Origin of the sequence: Ekhidna sp., assembly GCF_965212185.1 — a bacterium.
Lineage (GTDB): Bacteria > Bacteroidota > Bacteroidia > Cytophagales > Cyclobacteriaceae > Ekhidna.
Genome location: NZ_OZ243102.1, coordinates 3,567,742 through 3,584,251 on the forward strand (window position 1 = coordinate 3,567,742; position 16,510 = coordinate 3,584,251).

The 16,510-nt window shown below is 36.0% G+C and carries 16 protein-coding genes; all 16 read right to left on the reverse strand.

Annotated elements, in window-relative coordinates; all coding sequences use genetic code 11:
- Positions 1 to 6 precede the first annotated feature (6 nt).
- The gene (locus tag ACOMC3_RS15580) at positions 7 to 1,005 is read right to left on the reverse strand and encodes a hypothetical protein (RefSeq protein ID WP_420316811.1); all 999 of its coding nucleotides are present in this window, start codon (positions 1,003 to 1,005) and stop codon (positions 7 to 9) included.
- Positions 998 to 1,891 carry an NAD-dependent epimerase/dehydratase family protein gene (locus ACOMC3_RS15585; protein WP_420316812.1) on the reverse strand — a complete coding sequence of 298 codons (894 nt, stop codon included), beginning with the start codon at positions 1,889 to 1,891 and terminating at the stop codon, positions 998 to 1,000. Before ACOMC3_RS15585 ends, ACOMC3_RS15580 begins: the two co-directional genes overlap by 8 nt.
- Positions 1,892 to 1,893: 2 nt before the next feature.
- Positions 1,894 to 2,436 carry a dTDP-4-dehydrorhamnose 3,5-epimerase family protein gene (locus ACOMC3_RS15590; RefSeq protein ID WP_420316813.1) on the reverse strand — a complete coding sequence of 181 codons (543 nt, stop codon included), beginning with the start codon at positions 2,434 to 2,436 and terminating at the stop codon, positions 1,894 to 1,896.
- A complete protein-coding gene (gene rfbG, locus ACOMC3_RS15595; protein ID WP_420316814.1) occupies positions 2,433 to 3,503 on the reverse strand; it encodes a CDP-glucose 4,6-dehydratase in 1,071 nt (356 codons plus the stop codon). The genes ACOMC3_RS15590 and rfbG overlap by 4 nt, the downstream gene beginning before the upstream one ends.
- A gap of 18 nt (positions 3,504 to 3,521) precedes the next feature.
- Entirely contained in the window at positions 3,522 to 4,298 is a 777-nt protein-coding gene (gene rfbF / locus ACOMC3_RS15600) for a glucose-1-phosphate cytidylyltransferase (protein ID WP_420316815.1), read from the reverse strand.
- Positions 4,299 to 4,331: 33 nt separating this feature from the next.
- Positions 4,332 to 5,546, reverse strand: coding sequence for a DegT/DnrJ/EryC1/StrS family aminotransferase (locus tag ACOMC3_RS15605; RefSeq protein ID WP_420316816.1), 1,215 nt, complete (start codon positions 5,544 to 5,546; stop codon positions 4,332 to 4,334).
- A 42-nt stretch (positions 5,547 to 5,588) separates the two neighbouring features.
- Positions 5,589 to 6,308 (reverse strand): inositol monophosphatase family protein, encoded by a 720-nt coding sequence (locus tag ACOMC3_RS15610; RefSeq protein ID WP_420316817.1) that lies wholly within the window; start codon positions 6,306 to 6,308, stop codon positions 5,589 to 5,591.
- Positions 6,305 to 6,808 (reverse strand): YhcH/YjgK/YiaL family protein, encoded by a 504-nt coding sequence (locus ACOMC3_RS15615; RefSeq protein ID WP_420316818.1) that lies wholly within the window; start codon positions 6,806 to 6,808, stop codon positions 6,305 to 6,307. Before ACOMC3_RS15615 ends, ACOMC3_RS15610 begins: the two co-directional genes overlap by 4 nt.
- A complete protein-coding gene (locus tag ACOMC3_RS15620; protein WP_420319322.1) occupies positions 6,808 to 7,743 on the reverse strand; it encodes a phosphoglycerate dehydrogenase in 936 nt (311 codons plus the stop codon). The genes ACOMC3_RS15615 and ACOMC3_RS15620 overlap by 1 nt, the downstream gene beginning before the upstream one ends.
- A gap of 2 nt (positions 7,744 to 7,745) precedes the next feature.
- Positions 7,746 to 8,744 (reverse strand): Gfo/Idh/MocA family protein, encoded by a 999-nt coding sequence (locus ACOMC3_RS15625; protein WP_420316819.1) that lies wholly within the window; start codon positions 8,742 to 8,744, stop codon positions 7,746 to 7,748.
- A 2-nt stretch (positions 8,745 to 8,746) separates the two neighbouring features.
- Positions 8,747 to 9,367, reverse strand: a complete 621-nt coding sequence (locus tag ACOMC3_RS15630) for an SIS domain-containing protein (RefSeq protein ID WP_420316820.1) — start codon at positions 9,365 to 9,367, stop codon at positions 8,747 to 8,749.
- 472 nt (positions 9,368 to 9,839) lie between these two features.
- Complete coding sequence (locus ACOMC3_RS15635) at positions 9,840 to 10,910, reverse strand: Wzz/FepE/Etk N-terminal domain-containing protein (protein ID WP_420316821.1); 1,071 nt, start codon at positions 10,908 to 10,910, stop codon at positions 9,840 to 9,842.
- Positions 10,910 to 13,354: an SLBB domain-containing protein gene (locus ACOMC3_RS15640; protein WP_420316822.1), complete on the reverse strand. Its 2,445-nt coding sequence runs from the start codon at positions 13,352 to 13,354 to the stop codon at positions 10,910 to 10,912. The genes ACOMC3_RS15635 and ACOMC3_RS15640 overlap by 1 nt, the downstream gene beginning before the upstream one ends.
- 699 nt (positions 13,355 to 14,053) lie before the next feature.
- Positions 14,054 to 14,821, reverse strand: a complete 768-nt coding sequence (gene cysQ, locus ACOMC3_RS15645; RefSeq protein WP_420316823.1) for a 3'(2'),5'-bisphosphate nucleotidase CysQ — start codon at positions 14,819 to 14,821, stop codon at positions 14,054 to 14,056.
- Positions 14,818 to 16,137 carry a sulfate adenylyltransferase subunit CysN gene (gene cysN, locus ACOMC3_RS15650; RefSeq protein ID WP_420316824.1) on the reverse strand — a complete coding sequence of 440 codons (1,320 nt, stop codon included), beginning with the start codon at positions 16,135 to 16,137 and terminating at the stop codon, positions 14,818 to 14,820. The genes cysQ and cysN overlap by 4 nt, the downstream gene beginning before the upstream one ends.
- A complete protein-coding gene (locus ACOMC3_RS15655; protein WP_420316825.1) occupies positions 16,134 to 16,484 on the reverse strand; it encodes a four helix bundle protein in 351 nt (116 codons plus the stop codon). Before ACOMC3_RS15655 ends, cysN begins: the two co-directional genes overlap by 4 nt.
- Positions 16,485 to 16,510: the final 26 nt, after the last annotated feature.

Consider the following 16,510-nt stretch of genomic DNA (forward strand, 5'->3'; position numbering starts at 1 on the left):
AATTAATTAACTAATTTCAGCTTTCTTCTTAACGCTACTCGGAACCAGATTTTTAAAGCGATAAAAAACTATATACATCAAGGATGAAATTTTATATATAATTCCAGTATTCCATGACATAGTGTAATACCACAAAAAGGCTATTTTTCTACTTATATTATTATTGTAAATCGATTTGTTTAGTTTACTCCATTCCGTCTTAAACCGATCCTGAATCATCTTTTTTTTAAATCTTTTTCGATTTCTATATCTCAGAATTACATTATTTTTGAACTCTTCATCACTAAATAAATTATCTACTATCGCTTCAAAATAGCTATTTACTCCTTTGAAGTAAAACTTCGAACTTCCTTGAAAAGAAGACTCCCTTCGTAGAACTACTTGCATTTTACTGCCATAAATTTCATCACAGTTTGCAATAAATTTTCCGTGCATTACCGTGTCCATATAGTATCCATTCGGGTATCCAACAATTCTATATGGACCAACTTTATCATAAAGGGTTCTTGAGAATACGAACAAACTAAGATGATTATGTAGAAGTCTATTAAAGAACCAATCCATTCCTTGATCTCGACTAATCACTTTTACGTCACTAAATAGTGATTTTGACGTTCTTGTAATTTTATTGTACTCATCGATAATGCTTACATGTGTCATATACAATGAGTTAGATGATAGGTATTTTAAATCAATACCTTCTAAAAAATTATCACAAATCATATCATCATCGGATAGAAGAAAGAGCCATGGTCCAGAAGCATGATCCAAAGCCGTGGTAATTGACTCGTCCATTGGCATTATATTATAATAGCAACCCCCACACCATTTAACTTCCTCTGATTTCCAAAATTTACTATTTTCAAAATCAGACTCACTAGTATTATTTATATGAACCACGATTTCACTATCTTGAATACCACATTCTATAGCGGATTGAATTGCATAATCTAGATAGTGAGAAAAATTAACTGTAGGGATAACTATACTAATAGCCTTAGTCATTTTTATTTATTATTCTTTTCAACCCATTCTGAAGATTGATTTTAGGTTGCCATTCGGGTAGTGGTATGTGATTTATACTAGGAATCATCACCTCACGTTTTCTGTATTGTCTATCACCCCAATTGATTTTTAATTTATTCCCATAAATACTTTCAAATAATGAAACAAGTTCTCTTATTGAAATATGTTTACCGGAAGATACTCCGTAATTGAGATTGAAAGGCTTAGAGTTCTTTAATATCTTTTGAAAAGATATTAAATATGCTTCAACTACGTCATCTATATGAACCAAATCTAGCTTTTGCAGCCCCATTGACATGGATAATTCAGTACCTTCATTTGCAAACTTTTTGAGCAAATTAATAAGCTTCGGTCTTTTATCCGTTTCACCATAGGTATCAAACAGTTTAAGAGTAATTACGGAAAACTCTTCCCCGTGATGATAATAATCTATAAGTGTTTCAAAAGCTTGTTTAGTAGCAGCATACAAGCATACAGGATTGTAATCCTCATTATTATAATGCTGCCAAGAGGTGCCCGTGTTTATTATTCTTTTTACGCCACCTTCTTTCATCGCTTCTAAAAGCTGAGTTCCAAATAAAATATTGGATTTAATAAGATTTTCGATCTGATCCGAAGTGTGTTCAGCAATGAATAATGAAGCCAAATGGAATACACAATCTGTATTAGATTTTTTAAAAAATTCAATTAATGAATCAATTTGTCCATTGTAATAAAACACATTCAGCTCATTAGATATGTCGGATAAGTTATCAAGATAGGAGTCAAGGCGAACTATCAGCGTCACATTATGATCAACAATCAATCTTCTAGCGAGGTTGGATCCAACAAAACCCGTACCTCCAGTAATAACCAGATTTGACATTACTAAAATGGATTGGTTTCTTGAAATTCTTTTAAACTCATGAATTCATGATCTCTTTTAGACATATTGGGACTCTTTACCCCCCAATCAAATCCAAAAGTATCCCATCTCACTCCTGTATCAGATCCAGCATCGTACTCACTGGTCACTGAGTATACAGTTATACTATTATCCTCCAAGCTTTTGAAACCATGAGCACAGCCTTTTGGAATGAAAATGGATTTTGCATTTTCAGCCGAAAGAACAAAGCTTTCACATTCTCCATATGTTCTGCTGTCTGCCCTCAAATCCAATACAACATCAAGAACTTTTCCTTTAGGAACGTATACTAGCTTATGATGATCCTTTGGAGGTAGTTGGAGATGCATACCTCTTATGACTCCCTCATTAGATATTGAATAGTAACTTTCAGTAAATGATAAACTCGGATAGTGGTTGTTAAAGGTGCTTTGGTGAAACACTTTTACAAATTCACCTCGAGAATCAGAATGAATAGAATTTTCAATAATAAATACTCCTGTAATCCTAGATTTAATGAATTTCATTCTCCGATCTTTAGGAACTCTTCAATTTGTCTGCTGCAAATGCTATATGCAGTTTCTGCATTTGCATTTTTATACCAGTCCGCTGTAAATCTAATAGCATCATCGATGCTTAATTTGGGTTTCCAACCCAACTTTACCCTGGCTTTCGTTACATCTAACGAGAGTAAGTTAGCTTCATGCAAATCAGCTAATTTGGTGTTGATGGATAACTTACCTGATCCATGAAAAGCTACTAGCTTTTCTGCTATTTCTTTTACTGTGACAATACTATTGCTATCAGGTCCAAAGTTCCATCCTTCGGAAAAATGAATGGGGTCCTCAGCCATTTTTTGTCCAAGCAGCAGGTAACCACTCAATGGATCAAGAACATGTTCCCAGGGTCTAGTCGCCATTGGATTGCGAATTTCTATCACTCTCGAAGCCTGGATAGATTTAATGCAGTCAGGAATTAAACGATCAACGGACCAATCCCCCCCTCCGATTACATTCCCTGCCCTAACCGATGCAATAGCTTTTCCATGTTTTTTATAATCTTCGGGGTTGAAAAATGACCTTCTCCATGATGAAATGGCAATTTCACATGCACCCTTTGAAGAGGAATATGGATCATGACCGCCCATTGGATCGGATTCCCTATATCCCCAAATTTGCTCTTTGTTCTCGTAGCATTTGTCAGTGGTAATCATTATTCCTGTCTTCACTGACTTTGTTTTTCTAATGGCCTCAAGAACATTGATAGTCCCCATGACATTCACTTCATACGTTTCCTTTGGTATATCGTATGAGGCTCTTACGAGTGGTTGTGCAGCTAAGTGAAAGACAATTTCTGGAGAATGTTCATCAAAAACACTATTCAAGCACTCCGTATCCCGGATATCACCACGAATATCAGTCAGCCTTTTATTCAAACCCGACATTAAAAAATTGTCATGCTTTGTTAAAGGATCCAGCGCGTAACCAACGATCTCTGCACCCATTTCTAGTAGCCAAATGCATAACCAGGAACCCTTAAAACCGGTATGTCCTGTTACAAGTACTTTTTTACCCTTATAATAATCCTTGAGCATATCTATTTTAAAGAGTATCTACCAAATCTTCCACGGAGCCTTGCCACTATCCCACATGGCATTTAAATCTTTATTATCCTTTAAAATATCCATAGGCTTCCAGAAACCTCGATGTTGATAAGAGTTCATTTTGCCATCCTTTGCTAAGCCTTCTAAAGGAGCCCTCTCAAATATCACGTCATTATCGTCACCCTTAATGTAGTCAAAAACTTCTGGCTCACAGACAAAGAAACCTGCATTGATCCAAACTCCATCACCCGCAGGCTTTTCTGTAAAAGACTCTACCATGTTATTCTCACCTATTTCCAGGGACCCGAATTTACCTTGTGGCTTATAAGCTGTAACGGTTATTTTAGCTCCTGATTTTTCATGTCGCTCAATACTTTCTGAAATATTGACATCACCCACTCCATCACCGTAAGTAAGGCAAAATCGTTCATCTCCGATATATTTTTGAATTTTTTTTATGCGGCCTCCGGTCATAGTATTTAGTCCGGTTTCTACTAGAGTAACTTTCCAATCTTCGGCTTGATTGTTATGCACATGCATTTCGTTTTTAGCCAAATCGAACGTTACATCACTTGTATGCAAAAAATAATTAGCAAACCATTCTTTAATGATATAGCCTTTGTATCCAAGACAGACAACAAATTCATTAATACCATGAATAGAATAAATTTTCATGATGTGCCATAAAATTGGTTTACCTCCGATTTCCACCATAGGCTTAGGAATCACGTGGGTGGCTTCACTCAGTCTTGTGCCGAACCCACCTGCTAATATTACTGCTTTCATTTGAATCTTTTTACCATGTAGCTAAATGCCCTCTTAGCCGTATTTTTCAAGAAATAACTCAATGTTTTCATGTAGTTTCTCAAACATTTCATCTGTCATTCCATGATGTAATGGTAGCAGGACACCATATTTCATGATTCTATCTGCATTTGGATAGCCTTCTTCCGTTACTCGCTTTTTGATAGCCTTAAATCCTGGCTGTCGATTAATATTTCCTGTAAACACAACCCGGGTTTGGATGTTTCGCTTTTCAAGAAAGATTTGAAAATCTCTTCTTGCAAATGGTGCATCTTTTTTGATCAAAATAGGAAAGGCAAGCCAAGCTGTATCAGCTCCTTGAGTTTCCTTAGGATTAATGAAGTATTTATCGTGTTTTTCGAAAAAAGAAATCTGTCTCGCTAAATTAGCTTGCCGAATCTGAATATTATTAGCTAGTTTTTCAAGTTGTTTTAATCCAAAAGCTGCTCCGAGTTCATTGCCTTCCAAGTTATAGCCTACTCTCTCAAAAACGAACTTAGCGTCGTATTCCACACCATCCAGATCGACATTGAATCGATTTTCAATGGCTTCACTTTTCTCATCAAACAATGAAGAACTTCTGCCCCACGATCTGAGTAATTTCGCCTGCTGCATGACCTTATCATCATTGATTGCTAAAGCACCACCATTCCCTGCGCAATTAATTATATGAGAACCATAAAAACTTGTGATTGACATATCTGAATAATACCCTGAAGAGTTTCCATTCAATTTAGCCCCCAAAGTATCAGCTGAATCCTCTATGACTTTGAGATTATGTTTATCTGCAATTTTCCTGATTTCATCCCATCTGCATAAATTGCCCATTAGGTTTGGCGCAAGAATCGCAACCGTCTTTGCTGTTATCATTTCCTCTATCTTGGTAACGTCTATACAATAGGAGTATTCATCAACATCTACAAAAACAGGAATCAAATCATTTTTAACCAAACAGCCTACTGTAGTAGAAAAAGTCAATGCAGGAGTAATTACCTCACTATCTTTAGGAAATTGAAATGCTTCGATACCAATGTATAAAGCAGAAGATCCAGAATTTACGTATAAAGCATGTTTCTTGTCAAACAGGTTAGCAATCTCTTGTTCAAATTTTCGACTATAATTACCCATTTGGGTAGATTCATTCAGGCATTTTACAACTGCATCAATCTCCTCCTGCCCATATACAGTTTTTGCATAAGAAACAAACAACTCATTCTTTGTATTATTCATCACTAGTTATTTTTGTTATATACCATCATATCATTCACAGTATCAGATACCTACAAATGTGTGCGTTTTGAAATCAACTGTAAATATGATTTTTACTTTAATATTTAAAGCCTTATTTATTGCGACTCCAGCTCCAATATCCCACAGTTTTATATCTTTTTCCCTGTACGCATCAACCCTCCCATTAGCAACATAACACAAAGAGAGAGCAGCTGAGCCAAACATCCTAATCTTTTTGTATTTTTTGACCTCTTCAAAGAATTCCTCAAAGTTAGAATCATTAATTTCAAGATAAGTTGGAAATCCAGTCGCTAGAATAGCGTCTTCTTTTTTTACAACACCTGAGGGTTGAATTGGATCACCATTCATCCAGGCACCAACTCCAACAAGGCCTGTAAAAAGTTCATCGCGATTAAAATCATAAACGACACCCAATATTGGCTCATTTCCATTCCATAAAGCAATTGAAACACAAGCAATTGGGCAGCCACGACTATAATTTAAAGACCCATCTATCGGGTCTACAACCCAATAGGGATTATTTGTTAGTTCACTACTTAAACCACTCTCCTCTGAAAGAATTGCCCATTCAAAATCATTATTTAATGAATTAATGATCAGTTTCTCAGCTTTACGATCCAGCTCCAATTTAATGTCTCTTCCCTCCTCACTATCTATTACTTTTTCATTTTGCGACATTAAGTACCTGCCCACATCATATGCAGTTTTTTTCGCCAGTTCAAATTCTCCCTTATATTTCATCTTAATAAATTAAGAGGAACTTTAACTACCGTTTTATATACTTTACATTTCTTCCTCTCATACCACGGCAAACCCATGTGGGCGTCCTCAGGATAATAAACAGCCAAATCTCCTGCCTGCATTATAAATTTATTTGACCATTCTAAATCACGATAGATAATCAAATCCTTTTGTGTATCGTATTGCTCAAGAATAGACATTTTTTGAATATCACAGAACTCCATCTGCTCTACTCCAGACAGATTAAGTTGGAAATCAACATACTTTAAGTGTGACTCCCAAAAGCAATTATCTCTATTTTTGGTCTCGAACACCTGCTCCAACGCAAAGATATCCTCTGTTAAAGCTACCTTTTCAAAGGCTCCTAAATGTCTCGAGAAGATTCTTTTTCTAATAGTGGAATTTTCCGATAAGGCCTCACTCAAATAGTCAAACACAACATCTAGCTTATTATGGAAATACCTCTTTCTGACCTTTGTCAAGGAGCCAATAATTGCCATTATTTAAGGTAATTGGTAAGGTTAATTATAGCTGCCTGCCCCATTGCCTGAACGGCTTCTTTGGCATTACCACCAATATGTGGTGTATTTAGCAAGTTTGGGATGTTCAATAATTCAACATCTGTTGGTGGTTCAGTGTCATAAACATCAATAGCAGCTCCTCCAATATGACCCATTTTTAGTGCATCCTTAAGGTCGTCTAAGTTGACAATCCCCCCCCTAGCTGTATTGATAATAATGGCACCTGGCTTCATCAACTCAAAGGTATTTTTATTAAATAAATTAGCTGTTTCAGGAGTAAAGGGCGTGTGGACTGAGATTGCATCCGCTTGTTTGAATATTTGCTGCTTCGAGGCAATCACTAGGCCATTTTCTTCAGCATAGTCTCCAAGATCAATTATATCATTTATGAGAATCTGACAGTTAAAAGGTTTTAGTAATTGAACCAGATCTTTTCCAATATTTCCCAGTCCAATGATTCCAACTGTTTTCTCAGTTAACTGAACACCACCACTTTTATTCCAAGTTCCCTTTTTTAGTTGATTTGAAGTAATATATAAATTGCGTAATAAGGATAGTATAAACCCAAGAGCCATTTCAGAAACCGATCGTTTGTTTACCCCCTCAGTATGTAAAATATGCACACCCAATCTTTCACTTGCCCGCAAATCAATATTATCAAGCCCTACCCCATATTTTGATATTACTTTTAACTCCGGTAGCGACATGAGTAGATCTTCATCGATGATATCTAGCCCAACTATTCCTGCATTGCAGTCTGATAAAAATTCGATTAACTCTGATCTCTGAAGCCTTTTTCCAGCTATATTCGTCTTTACTTTTTTAAATCCCAGAGAATTAATATGATTCACTAGATCCTGATTTTTGGAAAATGCCACTGTGGTTACTCCAACTATAATATCAGATTTAATCATCACTAAAACCCTGAGTTTTCGTATATCTTCTCAACTAACTGTAGCGTTTCCAATGCATCATTACTGGTTCCGTTAACTATTTTTCCGGTTCCGTTAATTGCGTTAATAAATTCCTCCACTTCCAACCTCCAAGAATCATCATTCTCAAACCAAGTAACTGACTCCTTCGGTTTTCCCATGGCGAAGGTAATGTCTTCAAATTCCCTCCTAGCCACGATTAACTTTTCAGGTGCGTAGCTGTGCGTTGTTGAAAGCATTCCATCTAGGTTTACATACCCCTCTTCAAAACACATTTCTAGCAAAAACTTATGCCGCCATTGTGTTGCACTTGAATGGATCATAGCAGTAACTTTTTCGTCTGATTGCATGATGGCAAAGGCATTATCTTCTGCTTCAATATTCCAAAAAGATGTGGTAACGAAACTGTTGATCTTGCTGAAGTTCTGATTAGAAAAATATCTCATCAAATCCAGCATGTGAATCCCCTGATCAATTAAAATACCACCCCCTGAGTATTGCTTATAATTTCTCCAGTTTTTATCATAATCAATGCTCCCTGCTTTTCCATATACACCACGCATCCATAATAACTTGCCCATCTCTCCACTTTCCACTATTTTCTTTGCTTCCATAACCGAATAATGATAGCGATGATTAAAGCCGTACTTTAAGATATGACCTGATTCCTTTTCCTTTTCGATCACTTCTTTAAGTTCAATAGAGTTCCTTGCCGGAGGCTTTTCACTAAATACATGTTTCCCTGCTTCTATAGAAGCTATTGCGTATTCTGCCAGAACATTATTGAAAGTACATATAAATACTGCATCAATGTCTTCTTTTAAAAGGCAGGAGAATGAATCACAAAACTTAACTCCATGTGGTGTATCATCTGGTCTGTTCAAATCATAAATGGCGACAAGGGTAGCATGCTCATTTTTCTCAATTTCTCTAGCTCTTAGCCTTCCAATCTTACCAAATCCAGCTATTCCAATTTTAATCATACTCAAAGCTTAAAATCCTTTATGTTCATGTTTTGGACTTCATCCCGGTCCCATTCATATATTTCCATGAATTTATCCAGCCACATATGTAAAAATACTTGATGGATGCATTCAGCCATTCCGTAGGTCTTTACTGGAACATAAAGTGAATATTTTGCTAATTGAGTTGATATATTTTCAGGTTTTAACCCAGAAAATCCGATGCTTGGTATATTATTTTCCTTACAGAAATTTAATACGCTCACGATATTAGAACTATTTCCACTACTACTAACTGTAACTACCAAATCCTTCTCATTACAATCGTTTATTTTAAGAAATTCACTAAAGGCCGACTCATAAGAATAATCATTCGCTAGAGCTGTCAGAAAAGCACTGTCACTTAAAGAAACCGAGTTAATACCTCCATTTTTAGACCAGTCTAAAGCCATATGATTACAAAAAGCAGCACTTGCACCATTTCCAACAAAAAATATCCTGCCATTGGAGTTCTGGCATAATTCTGTTAAAGAGACCATTGAATTTAAAAAGGTATTCAAGTTTTCCTCCACTCCTTTGCTTTTACAGATTGATTGTTTTAGACCATTGTTTATGTGAGAAATGTAATTTTCTGTATAATCCATAGTTCATCCTTTTTTATTCCCTTTAGTAAAAAACCTTTCAAATTGGCAAAATTGTATCTTTTTTTTGTGTCTGCTGCCAAATCGATTATGCCAGCATGAGTAGTATCTCTCAGCAGCAATATTGCTTAAACATATTAATTTTAAAATTTCATTAAACAATAGTTTAATAAGGCGAATATTTCAAATATTAATAGATTATGCATGAGCTTACATTTTCTCAAGTGTTTTTAATATTCCTATACTGTTACTGTTACTGTTACTGTCTCACTTTATTATAATTCATAAAAAAACATCAGTACACAAATTACCTCTAATATAAAACTCGTAAGAACATATAACAGCATAAGTGGATATCATAGGTTCTTCTATATTCAATAATACTATTTAGATCAATCACAAAAAGTTATTAAATCAAATCCATTCATTTAGAGTATGAGGCCAATAAGCCTTTATATCCAGTAAATCAATACAATCATATAAAGTGAAATTGATTGCTTAATGAAACGTAAGTGATACCAACGATCATCCCAGAGAGTATGAATATCATGATTATAAATAATTTATTCGATTTACTCCTTTCGGGAACCCTAACAGGTTCTAAAACCGTGAAAACAGGGGTTTCTTCTTTAACTTTGATTTCAGCTTGTTCAAGCTGAGAAGCAAGCCCTTTATATACCTCAAAAGCAATATTTAATTCGTTTTGTAAGCGTTCATTTTCTATTTTAATTAATGAATTTGAAATGTTTCTATTCTTATTGGCAAATTTTGCTAACTGCAGTTGTTTAACTTCATATTTTTCTTTTGCTTCATTAAAACGTTCTTCTACAAATTCTAAATTAATTTGAGATTTTTCGATTTTATAATTAGTCACACTATTGGTCAATTCCTTAACTAGTAAATCAGCTATTTTAGCAGCAGCTACAGGGTCTGGCATTTCTGCAGAAATATCAATTATCCCAGTCTTAGAATCCATGGAAACAGAAAGCCTTTTTTTATACCCTTGAATAATACCCCAATCTTCCTTAGAAAAACGCAATAAGTTATAGTTTTTTAACTGTTCTACATTTGAATTACTAAATAGACTTTTGACTTTACCCGGTAATCCTACCGTATATTGAGAAATAATCCCCAATAAAGAAGGGGAATCGATTTCTTTAAAATAAGTAAAACTAGAAATCAGAGTATCGCGTTTTTCAAAATAAATGGGTTCATTCATCAGTTTAAAAACAAATGGTGCGCTATTAACTATTGCCGGATATAATTCCGGAGATAATGAAGCAGAAGCATTTATACCAGAGAGATCAAATCCAGCTAAACCAGCTATTCCCCCAAACCCACCCAACTCAGGCCCTCCATTCTGACTTTCAGGAAGTACTTTACATGAGGCCTCATATTCTACCTTTGATGTTAAAGCAATCAAAATACCCAAAAACAAAAAAATAACAGTGACTTTTAGGATAAGCTTCCTTTTTGACCAAGTTAATCTGACCAGTTCGATAAGATCAATTTCATCTTCCTTAGATATATTTTTCTTCTCTTCCATCAGTTGGTCAATTGATTAATAATTAAAGCAATAGTTGCTAAAGAAGATGTAATTCCAAGTATCTCTTGAACAGACATTCGCTGTTTTACTTCTTGCTGAGGCACGAAAATATCAGACCCAGGTTCTATTTTAGGATATAATTTGACCCACAAAAAAGTTTTTGTTCTTTTTGCCCGTCCATTTGGATAAACAACATAAGATTTTGATTTTTTAGCCTTATCGCTAAATCCACCTGATAGAGAAATATAGTCTTTGAAACTAGTTGTATTGTCATACTTCACCCTGATTGGGTATAAAACCTCACCCCTGACACGCACAGTCTGTAACTGCTTTGGAACACTTACTACATCACCATCTTGAAGAATAAAATTGAATTTAGAATTGGGATCATTTAATGCTTTTTCTAATTCAATACCAACACCTTCTCTATCTACATATTGCTCACCAATCTCATCAAGAGAATCCCTTTCAATTAATCCTTCCAGCTGCTGCCTTCTATAGGCATTACCAATGCTTGTTTCGGTAGTTACTTCATCATCAACTGATAGATCTCTTATCAATGAAGCGCCTTTTGGATATGCATAAGTTGTAAGACCTCCAGCCCTATCGATTAAATCCGTTATTTTGTCTTCTTCAGTTTCTAAAGCATAAATTCCTGGTCGCATTACTTCGCCTTCAATTTTAACTGTTCTTTGTGTTCTGAATAGAGCAGTCGCTTTGATTGTAACCACATCAAAAGGTTCTAAAATAAAATTTGAAGCTGTTGAATCCGTTAACAAACTGCTTGAAATTGGTAAATTATATAGAAAAGCTGTTCTGAACTCTTTCGAATCTTTAGAAACTCTTCGAGCTACCTCAACGGAAGAAGTGTTAGCTGAAGATAATAATCCTCCCGAGATAGTAACCAGATCCTCAACTGTCATCCCATCGACAAAAGGATATTTGCCACCATTTTTTACTTCACCTAAAATGGTGACATTCTTTCGTTCTTCTACATCAAAGATTGATGCGACTCGTATTAAGTCATCTTCTTTAAGTTCATAATCTTCTTTCCCTTCAAGCACGTTACTTACATTGAATGTTACATTAGAGAAAGAAAGATCATTATTTAGCCTAATAATATTTCCCCGTTCTTTAAAGGCATTCCTGCTTATTTCAACCACTTTAAGGATTTCACTCAACGTAAGATTTTCGGTTAGCTCATAATAGCCCGGATAATGAACTGCTCCCTCCACTTTAATCCTTCCTGAATAGTATGACGGAATTGGTGTCACATATATCGAATCTCCAGCCGAAAGGAGTGACTTGTCATACTGATCATTCGATACTGTTTTTACAGTTTTTCTTCCATTACCCGATCTGAAGATATTTAGATAATCTTTCTTCCCTTCTGGTATAAATCCACCGGAAACCTTTAAAAGATCATCGACAGACTCTCCGTCCATGAACTCATATATTGCAGGTTGCTTTACACTACCCGCAAACTTGATCCTATTTTGATACGGTCTAACAACCAAAATATCTTCATCTCTTAACTGGGGATTACCATCAGACTGTCCAAAATAGAAATACTGATAAATATCTAACGTGGCAATCTTTTCATTGTCTCTAATCACCTCAATGTTACGCATGGAACCATTATCATTCGGACCACCTGCTGCATAGAGGGCGTTAAAAGCTGATGAAAATGATGATAGTGAATAAGTTCCTGGGCGCTTAACATTGCCAACCACATTCACTTTAATGGTACGAATACTTCCTACAGTGAATTGTAGAAAGGTATTCGGATTTCTACCTTTAAGGCCTGAATAAATTGTTGATAATCTATTAAAGGTTCTATTCTTTGCTTCATCAACCGTAAGACCTGAAAGACTAATTGGCCCAACTCCACTTATTAATATATTTCCATCAGGAGAGATCACTTGCTGATAGGTGATTTCTGATGCACCATAAACATCAATAATCACTTCGTCTCCAGGACCTAATACATAATTCTTAGGTGTAGCAGCATTAGGTGAGGGTTCAAATGTGAATGAAGATTCGAAAATTTCTGATCCAAAAATTTGCAGCCCTGTCTTTTTAAGCGAATCAGTTTCAATTAAGTCATCGAAAAAACTAACCTTTTCCTGATTTGCGTAATCATCTCGTAAGCGTGAGTCGCTACCTGTAAGTCCAGAACTTTGATTTTCACCTGACTGCAGTTTTGCGATTCGGCTTCTTAATTTGGAAACCTGCATCGAGGACATCCCTCTTTGTTGAGCTAGCAACTCCAGTTGCTGCATGGTCATCCCTGAGCTCTCCGCCCGGTCAACAAATGCTTGTACTTGTTTGTCTGACAGATCATCGACATTCACAGAGCTTAAGTCATTGATGTCCTGAGCATTACTTATGGATGCAACGACTATTGCTAATAACAAAAATATCCTTTTAATAAAGGTTTGCATAGTGGCTTTTCTAATGAAACGGCAAAACTATAAAGGATGGATTTAATATGTTGTCTTTATTCTGGGATAAATCTGATCCTGGTGCAAATTCTGATTCAATAACTATGCAAAAGTTACTTATTGCCTGAGTTCGATGTAAGAGTAAAAAGGAAATGCTTTAAATCCCCTCCATTGGAGGGGTAGTTGGTGGGTTTTAGAAAAATCGTTTTCTTTTTGTCAAATTTTATTCGAAAATGACAAAGTTTATAACTAACCCACCATTACACGTCAGCTCTTCCTCAGAAACGTCTGACCGCTCCCAGAGGAGACTATTTGGAATCATTTTGAATATTATTTGAATTTATTACGTCGAACTCAGGTTTATAGAATAAGGTATTTCTACATGATTTTAGCTTTTCAAAAAAGTACTTTTTAAAAAGACCTACCCCTACACCTCGATACGTCGGACCGCTCCAAGAAAGGGAATAGTTGCATTTTTTGAAAAGCTCCGACCGCCATAAACGGTCCTCTCTAAAGATGAAGAATAGAAGATGATAAAAAAATATGACAGCTGCTTGATTCCTACATGTGGTGAGATTTATTTTTAATGAATTGAATTGCGAATAAATAACTTCAAGTATGAAATTCTAGGAAGTGTTAAAAGGAGCTTATTTTGTACAACCACATAACCCACCCCTACCCCTCCAAGGAGGGGAATTCTTAATATGGCAAAACGATAAATTTTGGATTTAACAGGTTGACCTTGTTGTATTGAAGCGGGGTAGCCTCATCATCCTGAACTACACTACCACCAGCTTCAGACACTATTGCATGTGCTGCAGCGGTATCCCATTCCATTGTAGGGCCAAAGCGTGGATAAACATCCGCTTCACCTGATGCGATCAATAAAAATTTCAACGAACTACCCCTTGAAACTACAACTGGTTCTTTTAAAGAGTTAACAAACTCCTGGGTTTGATCAGACATATGCGACCTTGAGGCTACTACTTTAAGTCCTACCTCGTTGAGTCGACGATTGGAAACATTAAGTTCTTCAATGCTATCATGAACTTCTTTAAAAGCTCCTTTGTCTTTAAGTCCCCAATAAAGCTCACCAAGAACTGGTGGGTAAACCACTCCCATTATTGGTATTCCTTTATTAATCAAGGCGATATTGACAGTGAATTCGCCATTTCTTTTAATAAACTCTTTAGTCCCATCTAGTGGATCTACCATCCAAAAGTATTCCCAATTGGATCTTTCCTCGTAAGGAATGTTTCTACCTTCTTCACTAAGTATTGGAATATCGGTACTTTCCAGAAATGAAACAATTTTCTTGTGTGCGGCTTTATCTGCACGGGTTAGTGGAGAATCGTCGGATTTTGATTCTATTGAAAAATCACCTGACTCGTAAATTTTAAGTATTTCAGTCCCCGCAGCAAGCGACGCTTTTTTTGCTGTTTCTAATAAGTTTTCTAAATCAATCATATTATCATGCCTGCTGCCACGGTTTCATTCGTTCCCTCATCCACAAGAATAATACTTCCTGTATTTCGATTTTTCCGATAAGAATCAACAAGCAAAGGTCGAGTAATTCTTAATTGCGCACGGCAGATATCATTCGCCGTGATGTTTTTATCTTCTTCATTCCGATGAAGGGTATTGATATCCATCTTATATCTAATCTCTTTTATCATCGCCTTAGCATCTGCTGTGGTGTGACGAACGGTATATTTTGTTCGAGGCTGTGGTCCTTTTGTGTTTAGCCAACATAACATCACATCAATGTCCTGTTTTGGTTCGGGCTGATTGTTTGTCCTGACTATCATATCACCACGACTAATGTCAATATCATCATACAAAGTCAGTGTCACAGACATGGGTGCAAAAGCCTCTTCAACAGACCCATCAAATGTATCAATCGATTTAATCCGAGAAGTAAATCCTGAAGGTAAAACTATTATTTCATCTCCCGGTTTAAAAACCCCTCCCGCAATCCTTCCAGCATACCCTCGATAGTCATGATACTCATCCGTTTGAGGTCGAATCACTGTCTGCACAGGAAACCGACAATCGATATGATTATGATCGCTTCCAATATGAATATTTTCTAATGTATAGAGAAGTGTTGATCCTCCATACCAATTCATATTTTTACTCCTGTTGACAACATTATCTCCTTTTAATGCACTTATTGGAATAAATTGAACATCCTGCACATCCAGTTTTGAAGCGAAATATTCAAAATCGTTCTTAATCTTATTGAATTGATCCTCACTATAATCAACTAAGTCCATTTTGTTAATACATACAATCACATGTGGGATTTGAAGAAGTGAAGCAATTATTGAATGACGGCAAGTTTGTTCAACCACACCATTTCTTGCGTCAATTAGTATTAAAGCAACATTGGCTGTCGAAGCACCAGTTACCATATTCCTGGTATACTGAATATGACCAGGCGTATCCGCGATAATGAATTTTCTCTTCGGTGTTGCAAAATATCTGTATGCAACATCAATTGTTATCCCTTGCTCTCTTTCGTCTTTCAACCCATCTGTTAGCAATGCTAAATCCACTTCTGTTGCTCCTCTTCGTTCGCTAGTTTGCTTCACTTGATCAAGCTGATCCTCAAAAATTGATTTTGAATCGTAAAGAAGTCTACCAATTAATGTGCTCTTTCCATCATCTACGCTACCGGCCGTAGTGAAGCGGAGTAGTTCCATATCTAAGTAGCTATTAGCCGTTGGCTGTTGGCTATTTGCTGTTTGCTGTTTGCTCCTGGCTGTTGATTTTTTCCTCATTTTAGCTTATTTCGTAGTGCGTTCAATTGTTTTGAGGTCTTATCCAATCTCAATAAGAAATCCATTACTTCTTTTTCTTTGAGAAAATTCAATCTTTCGGCAATTGTTAATTGCGTTTTAATTTCGAAAGATGATCCTAATGAAATCTCAATGAAACGCTTGAAGTCTTTCTCAGAAGATCTACTACACCCTTCTGCAAAGTTTGATGGAATAGATATTGAAGCCCTTCTAATCTGAGAGGTCATCCCAAACTTCTCCACACCGGGAAAATCCTTGGTTAAGGAATAGATTTTAATAGAAATCTCTATCCCATCTTTCCAAATATCATATTTTGAAAAATCTCTCATAGCTAACGGCTAATAGCTAATGCTAA

Bases quoted from the DNA above. Each gene is read 5' to 3' on its own strand.
- ACOMC3_RS15580 (WP_420316811.1), bottom strand. From the start codon at position 1,005: ATGACTAAGGCTATTAGTATAGTTATCCCTACAGTTAATTTTTCTCAC.
- ACOMC3_RS15585 (WP_420316812.1), bottom strand. From the start codon at position 1,891: ATGTCAAATCTGGTTATTACTGGAGGTACGGGTTTTGTTGGATCCAAC.
- ACOMC3_RS15590 (WP_420316813.1), bottom strand. From the start codon at position 2,436: ATGAAATTCATTAAATCTAGGATTACAGGAGTATTTATTATTGAAAAT.
- rfbG (WP_420316814.1), bottom strand. From the start codon at position 3,503: ATGCTCAAGGATTATTATAAGGGTAAAAAAGTACTTGTAACAGGACAT.
- rfbF (WP_420316815.1), bottom strand. From the start codon at position 4,298: ATGAAAGCAGTAATATTAGCAGGTGGGTTCGGCACAAGACTGAGTGAA.
- ACOMC3_RS15605 (WP_420316816.1), bottom strand. From the start codon at position 5,546: ATGAATAATACAAAGAATGAGTTGTTTGTTTCTTATGCAAAAACTGTA.
- ACOMC3_RS15610 (WP_420316817.1), bottom strand. From the start codon at position 6,308: ATGAAATATAAGGGAGAATTTGAACTGGCGAAAAAAACTGCATATGAT.
- ACOMC3_RS15615 (WP_420316818.1), bottom strand. From the start codon at position 6,808: ATGGCAATTATTGGCTCCTTGACAAAGGTCAGAAAGAGGTATTTCCAT.
- ACOMC3_RS15620 (WP_420319322.1), bottom strand. From the start codon at position 7,743: ATGATTAAATCTGATATTATAGTTGGAGTAACCACAGTGGCATTTTCC.
- ACOMC3_RS15625 (WP_420316819.1), bottom strand. From the start codon at position 8,744: ATGATTAAAATTGGAATAGCTGGATTTGGTAAGATTGGAAGGCTAAGA.
- ACOMC3_RS15630 (WP_420316820.1), bottom strand. From the start codon at position 9,367: ATGGATTATACAGAAAATTACATTTCTCACATAAACAATGGTCTAAAA.
- ACOMC3_RS15635 (WP_420316821.1), bottom strand. From the start codon at position 10,910: ATGGAAGAGAAGAAAAATATATCTAAGGAAGATGAAATTGATCTTATC.
- ACOMC3_RS15640 (WP_420316822.1), bottom strand. From the start codon at position 13,354: ATGCAAACCTTTATTAAAAGGATATTTTTGTTATTAGCAATAGTCGTT.
- cysQ (WP_420316823.1), bottom strand. From the start codon at position 14,821: ATGATTGATTTAGAAAACTTATTAGAAACAGCAAAAAAAGCGTCGCTT.
- cysN (WP_420316824.1), bottom strand. From the start codon at position 16,137: ATGAGGAAAAAATCAACAGCCAGGAGCAAACAGCAAACAGCAAATAGC.
- ACOMC3_RS15655 (WP_420316825.1), bottom strand. From the start codon at position 16,484: ATGAGAGATTTTTCAAAATATGATATTTGGAAAGATGGGATAGAGATT.